The sequence below is a fragment of the uncultured Catenibacterium sp. genome, from assembly GCF_900540665.1.
Classification (GTDB): domain Bacteria; phylum Bacillota_I; class Bacilli_A; order Erysipelotrichales; family Coprobacillaceae; genus Catenibacterium.
On sequence record NZ_UQGV01000094.1, the window covers coordinates 1 to 6,570 of the forward strand.

Annotated in this window: 8 protein-coding genes; 3 read left to right on the forward strand and 5 right to left on the reverse strand. The window is 33.5% G+C overall.

What is annotated here, in order from left to right; genetic code table 11:
- Positions 1 to 691: 691 nt before the first annotated feature.
- From QZQ55_RS10105 to rsmA, 4 genes are all read right to left on the reverse strand, one after another.
- Entirely contained in the window at positions 692 to 1,642 is a 951-nt protein-coding gene (locus QZQ55_RS10105) for a ribose-phosphate pyrophosphokinase (protein ID WP_295092988.1), read from the reverse strand.
- A gap of 14 nt (positions 1,643 to 1,656) precedes the next feature.
- A complete protein-coding gene (gene glmU, locus QZQ55_RS10110; RefSeq protein ID WP_295092990.1) occupies positions 1,657 to 3,054 on the reverse strand; it encodes a bifunctional UDP-N-acetylglucosamine diphosphorylase/glucosamine-1-phosphate N-acetyltransferase GlmU in 1,398 nt (465 codons plus the stop codon).
- 70 nt (positions 3,055 to 3,124) lie between these two features.
- The gene (gene ispE / locus QZQ55_RS10115; RefSeq protein WP_295092992.1) at positions 3,125 to 3,991 is read right to left on the reverse strand and encodes a 4-(cytidine 5'-diphospho)-2-C-methyl-D-erythritol kinase; all 867 of its coding nucleotides are present in this window, start codon (positions 3,989 to 3,991) and stop codon (positions 3,125 to 3,127) included.
- Positions 3,988 to 4,806 carry a 16S rRNA (adenine(1518)-N(6)/adenine(1519)-N(6))-dimethyltransferase RsmA gene (gene rsmA, locus QZQ55_RS10120; RefSeq protein WP_295092994.1) on the reverse strand — a complete coding sequence of 273 codons (819 nt, stop codon included), beginning with the start codon at positions 4,804 to 4,806 and terminating at the stop codon, positions 3,988 to 3,990. The genes ispE and rsmA overlap by 4 nt, the downstream gene beginning before the upstream one ends.
- An 84-nt stretch (positions 4,807 to 4,890) precedes the next feature.
- On the opposite strand from rsmA, the gene QZQ55_RS10125 reads away from it, so the two are divergent.
- Entirely contained in the window at positions 4,891 to 5,388 is a 498-nt protein-coding gene (locus QZQ55_RS10125) for a transcription repressor NadR (protein WP_295092996.1), read from the forward strand.
- Between the two features lie 23 nt (positions 5,389 to 5,411).
- Here QZQ55_RS10125 and QZQ55_RS10130 read toward each other — a convergent pair whose 3' ends face one another.
- Positions 5,412 to 5,651 carry a hypothetical protein gene (locus tag QZQ55_RS10130; RefSeq protein ID WP_295092998.1) on the reverse strand — a complete coding sequence of 80 codons (240 nt, stop codon included), beginning with the start codon at positions 5,649 to 5,651 and terminating at the stop codon, positions 5,412 to 5,414.
- Positions 5,652 to 5,811: 160 nt separating this feature from the next.
- Between QZQ55_RS10130 and QZQ55_RS10135 the strand changes: the two genes are divergently transcribed.
- Positions 5,812 to 6,150 (forward strand): PadR family transcriptional regulator, encoded by a 339-nt coding sequence (locus QZQ55_RS10135; RefSeq protein WP_295093000.1) that lies wholly within the window; start codon positions 5,812 to 5,814, stop codon positions 6,148 to 6,150.
- Positions 6,143 to 6,523, forward strand: a complete 381-nt coding sequence (locus tag QZQ55_RS10140; protein WP_295093002.1) for a DUF6120 family protein — start codon at positions 6,143 to 6,145, stop codon at positions 6,521 to 6,523. The genes QZQ55_RS10135 and QZQ55_RS10140 overlap by 8 nt, the downstream gene beginning before the upstream one ends.
- The last annotated feature ends 47 nt before the right edge of the window (positions 6,524 to 6,570 follow it).

Sequence of the window (6,570 nt, forward strand, 5' to 3'; positions counted from 1 at the left end):
TCTAAAAGTTAGAAAAGGTAAGGATTGGCAGATCCTTACCTTTTCGTTTGATGCAGTTTGTTTTTTGAATTCAATTGAAGTTTAACACTTAACCACTTCATAGTCAAGTCATCACAGAATAAAAAAATACAGAATCGCCACAGTATAAAAAATGCAGAGCAATTTACTTATTCCACTTCATTTTCATATGCTTATACAATGTGGCCCACGTGTTAAGGACACTAAATAAAAAAGCATTTAATTAGAAATGAAAATATCCTCTAGGTAGTAACCAGGAGGATATTTTTACGTACTATGTTTTTAATGCACTTTTTCCAATTCACTACTTGTTTCAGATCTAGTTTGATATAATATCTTTGTTATCGTTCTCCTTGAAAGGGGGGCGATATATTTTGGCTTTCGAGTTTTTCATTACCGTCATGGCAGGTGTTCTTACTTATTACATTTGCAAATGGTTAGACGAATTTTTTAAACGAGAACTAGCCTAGTGTTAAACCACTATAAAAGTTAGAAAAGGTAAGGATCTGACTATCCTTACCTTTTCATTTGATGCATTTTGATTTTCGACTTCAAATGAAGTTTAACACTTAACCTCGATATAATCAAGTCGTTACATATAGAAACTAGCGCAGTTTATTTATTTCACTTCATATATTTGGTCTAAAAAAGGACTCGTAATGAGTCCTCTACATTAACAATCATACTGAGTGAATACATCACTAACTGGTAAATCGTTTTCAATGTTTTCAATTGTATGTGCAAGTAATCCTGCAACAGATACAGAAACAAGTTTATCAAATTTCTTATCCTGTGGGATTTCGATAGTGTTAGTAATAACAACTTCTTTTGCCGCACAAGTAGATAATCTTTCAATAGCAGGTCCAGAAAGTACACCATGAGTACATGCAATATATACATCCTTAGCACCTTTCTGTTTTAACATATCAACACCAGCTGTAATAGTACCAGCTGTATCAATCATATCATCAATTAAGATACAGTTCTTACCTTCAACATTACCGATGATACCCATAACTTCAGCAACGTTTGGTTTAGGTCTTCTCTTATCGATGATAGCGATAGGGCAGTCAAATGCTTCAGACATCTTACGAGCTCTAGTAGCTCCTCCGTGGTCAGGAGATACAACACATAAATCCTGAACCTTCTTTTTACGGAAGTATTTGATTAATAGTGGTAAAGCCTGCATTTCATCTACTGGAATATCAAAGAATCCCTGGATCTGAGCTGCATGTAAGTCAACAGTTACAACACGGTTAACACCAGCTGTAGTTAATAAGTCTGCAACTAACTTAGAAGTGATTGGCTGTCTAGGTTTAGCTTTACGATCCTGTCTAGCATATCCGAAATATGGAATAACTGCAGTAATTTCACGAGCAGAAGCACGTTTTAAAGCATCAGTTAATACTAAGATTTCCATTAAGTTTTCAGTTACTGGATTTGAAGTAGACTGAACAATGAATACGTCCTTACCACGAACAGATTCACCGATTTCACATAAGATTTCACCATCTGCGAAGTGATGAACTTTGCAGTCTCCAACCTTAGTACCTAAAATGCTTGCGATATCCTGAGCTAATTTCTTGCTTGAAGATAAAGAAAATACTGTAATTTTGTTTTTCATATGTGTCCCCTTTTTTATTTCTTGTTTCTTTCGTTATAAATCTTCATACGTTTTTCTTCTAAAACTTTTGCATAACCAGGTTTATTCACCTGTCTAGCACGTGCGATAGACATTGCGCCATCTTCTACAGTTTCTGTTACAGTAGATCCAGCCGCAACAAATGCGCCTTCACCAACAGTCACTGGTGCAACGAGATTTGAATTACATCCAATAAATGCATTGTTTCCAATAACAGTCATTGACTTATTCTTACCGTCATAATTGCTTGTGATAGTACCACAACCAATATTAACGCCATCGCCTACTTTAGCATCACCAATATAAGTAAGATGAGCAGACTTGCTTCCCTTACCAAAATCAGCTTTCTTCATTTCCACAAAGTTACCAATGTGTACATTTTCTCTAATATGACAATTAGTTCTTAGTCTTGCATAAGGACCAATATCAGTACCGCTTTCTACAACAGAATCGCTTAATACTGAGAACATGATTTCCACATTATCCTTAATATCTACATCTGTAAATTCACAATAAGGACCAATATGACAGTGTGCCCCTATAGTAGTATGTCCCTTAATAATACAACCTGGTTCAATGATTGTATCCTTACCGATTACAACATCAGTACCAATATATGTATTATCAGTATCTACAATAGTTACACCATTTAATAACCAGTTCTTATTTACTCTCTTCTGAAGTAACTTAGTTGCTTCAGCAAGCTGAACACGGTCATTAATGCCACCTACTTCACTGAAATCCTGAATCTTATAGCCATCAACCTTCTTGCCTTCTTCATTCATGATTCCAATTAAATCTGTAATATAATACTCACCCTGAGCATTGTTGTTTGTTACTTTCTTTAAAGCTTCAAACATTGATTTGTTATCAAAACAATATTCACCTACGTTCATCTCAGTGATATCCATCTGAGATTCCTGTAAGTCCTTGAATTCTACAATTCCAGTTACCTGTCCATCTTCCTTAATAATACGGCCAAATGGAAGTGACAAGTCACAATCACAAGTCATTACAGTTCCACTATTCTTACCATTCATATGATAATCAATAAGTCCCTGTAATGTTTCCGCAGTAATTAAAGGTGCATCTCCATTTAATACAAGAGTCATACCTTCTTTATCCCCTAGAACACTTTCTGCCATCATGACAGCATGTCCAGAGCCTTTCTGCTCTTCCTGTAAGACAGTAGTGACGTCGCTATCTAACAAAGCCTTGACCTGGTCAGCCCCATGTCCAACAACAACGACTGTTTCTGCGATATCTAACTTCTTTAATTCATCCACCACATGATTGATCATTGGCTTATATAAAACTTCATGAACAACCTTAGGTGCATCTGATTTCATACGAGTACCTTTACCCGCTGCTAAGACAACTGCATAAACTTTCATCGACATATCTCCTTTTTTTCCCCTACATTCTAGCAAAATTCAATTCAAAATAAAAGAGAAAAGGCGCAAGTTATCCCTTTTTCCTTTTCTCTGGATAGTAAATCTGTGTTTTTACTGCAAAACTATATTTCTTTTTAAAATATGGAAGCACTTTATCAATTAATTCAGGATCTTGAGTCATACCAAAAACAGATGAACCACTACCTGACATAAGAGCACCATCAAAACCAAAGTTCATCATATCATCCTTAATAGACTGGATATCCTGTACCATCTTAATAGAAGGAGCTTCTAAAGTATTACCTAAACAATCTACAACACTCTGATAATCATTCTTTTCAATTGCATGCTTCATTAAATCAATATCTGGGTGAACAGCTGTTTCAATATCTAGATCATCAAAACATTTCTTTGTAGAAACACCTTTCTTAGGTTTTACAATCAATAAATGACAATTAAAACGTGAACGATCAATAAAGTGAAGGTTTTCACCAATACCACCTACAACCGCAATACGATTCCATACACAAAATGGAATATCTGCACCAATCTCTTTACCCATTTCACACATATCCTGATAAGACATACGTAAATGGAATAAACTGTTCATTGCACGGAAAATAGCCGCACCATCGGCACTTCCTCCACCCATTCCAGCTTGAGAAGGAATATGCTTATAACAGTGGATTCTTACACCACTCTTGATATCAAACTTCTTGATTAATGCATCTGCGACCTTATACATGATATTACGTTCATCAGTGGGTACACGATATGTATTTGTTGTAATCTCTATTCCTTTTTCAATAGGATCAATAAGAATCAAGTCATGTAGACCAATAGGGGCCATAATCATATTTAATTCATGATATCCATCTTCTCTTTCACTTACTACATCTAATGCAAGGTTTATTTTCGCATAAGCACGAATCTTCATAGTGTATGACTCCTTTCTAGTATTCTTATATAGTCATCAATGTTTAATTCCTCAGCACGTTTATTAGAAGGAATACCACATGATTCTAATACTTCTTTTGTTTGATCATGATATAAAGACTTTAAGTTATTATAGAGTGTTTTTCTTTTTGCTTTATAACTTGCCTCAATCAGATCAATCAATTCCTGTGATATAACACGTTCTTTATGAATAGAAATGACAGCACTGTCTACATGAGGGGCTGGCATAAAGACATGTCTAGGAACATTCAATTCATATTGAACATCTCCTACATAATCAATCATCATCTTTAAAGGACTCTTTTCTTCAGAACAGAGTTTTATTGCCACTTCCTTTTGTACCATTGCCACTAAACGATTAATAGGTGTAGTAGAAGATACAATCTTTGTGATGATTTTAGAAGTAATATAATAAGGAAGATTTGTGACAACACAGATATCCTTATAATCCTTTAGTTTATTACAGGCTTCTTCTAAATCAGCTTTCATAAAGTCCTGGAAGATGATTTCTACATTATCATGTCCCTCTAAAGAGAATGATAATACTTCCTTTAAACGTTCATCTATTTCAAAGCATAATACTTTACCAGCTTTATTAGAGAGCTGTTCTGTAAGAGCGCCTATACCAGGTCCTATTTCAATAACTGCTGTCTCCTTATCCAGCGAAGCATGATCTGCGATACTTTGAATAATACCTGGATCTACTAAGAAGTTCTGTCCATATTTCTTAGAAGGCTTTAAGTTAAATGTATTTAATATAAATTCTGTATTTGATTTTTTTGCGATATTTTCCATATCATTTATTATATAGGATATGTAAAGAAAAGACCATTGAGTTCCCTGAAAAATTCTTCTATAATGGTCAAAAAGGTGATGTATATGGATAGAAAGACAAAGATAATGGAAATAATAAGTAATAGTGATAAACCTGTTTCAGCAAGTAAAATTGCGAAAGAATTAGGTGTTTCTAGACAGATTATTGTAGGAGATGTGGCTTTACTTAGAGCATCAGGACAAGATATCACTGCAACACCTAGGGGATATATATTAGAAACAAATAGAAGTAATCATTATACGATTGCAGTAAAGCATAATAATGATCAATTAGAAGAAGAATTAAATACTATTGTAGATTTAGGTGGTAAGGTAGAAGATGTGATAGTAGAACATCCTCTTTATGGTGAAATTAAAGGAAATCTTCATATATATTCACGTTATGATGTATCTAAGTTCATATCTGCAGTTAATGATAATGATATTGCACCTCTTTCTCTATTAACGGATGGTGTTCACCTGCATACAATTACAGTACCTGATGAAGAGACATTAGAGCGTATTAAAGAAGCACTGGATGAAAAGCATATATTATTAAAATAAGGCTGTGGTGAACAGCCTTTTTATTATATCTTGAAGAAGTTTTTGATGTCATCTTTAAAGAAATAGATGAGTAATAATGTATTTCCGATAAATGGTAAAATTAAATTAGAACAGAATATTGTAGGTAGTGAATAAATAGTAATAGGAATACTTCCTAGATTGAAACAAAGAACGGTTTGATCAGGGTAAAAAGCCGATGCAATAAATAATGCGACATAAATCACAAAACAGATAATAAACTTCTTCTCTTTAGAGCTAAGCATAAATAATCCCTCCGAGTAATATAAATATGATTTTATTGAAAACGTTTCCACATACATATAATATCATGAATATTACACTTTGTACATAGTATATCTATGTATTGCTACTTTTAAAACACAAAGTATAATATAAGTATATGAATGCTGAGGATCGATTAATATGGCCAAAAAGAATCAATTTTTCAAACTTGATATGCTTCTTCTATGTATTATTGCGAAGCAGGATTGTTATGGGTATGAAATAACTAAACAGATTAAAACTTACTCTCATGAACTTATAGATATTAAAGAAGGCACTATGTATCCTATTCTCTATAAATTACAGGATGCACACTTTATTTCTAGTTATGAGAAAGTGATAGAACGAAAAATAAGAGTCTATTATCATATAGAAGAAGAGGGTAAAGAAAAGCTATTAGAAATGATTAATGAATTTAATCAAGCCGTGGATGGAATCCATAATGTGATTAAGGAATCTTTAGGAGAATCTTATGAATAATACAGAACAATATATTCACAATATTTGGACTATTATGCCCATGCATATAGATAAAGAGAAATTCTATCTCCTTGATTTGAAGAAACATTTAAAAGAATTCATGGATGATCATCCTGATTGTTCATATGAAGACATCGTAGATCATTTTGGAGAGCCTAAGGATATAGTGGTTGAATACATCCAGAATAGTGATGAGAATTATTTGATTCAAAGAATGAGACTAAGAGAAGTATTCCAGAAGTTCATTATTTTTCTTTGTATTCTTTGTACATTACTTGCGATATGGTTTGGTCTTCTTTGGTATGATGTCTACAGAAATTCAAAATATTCAGGCGTTAAAGAAATTGAATATACAGTAACAGATCAATCATAACCACTGATAAAATCAGTGGTATGAACCCGCCCTGTAAGGGCATATCG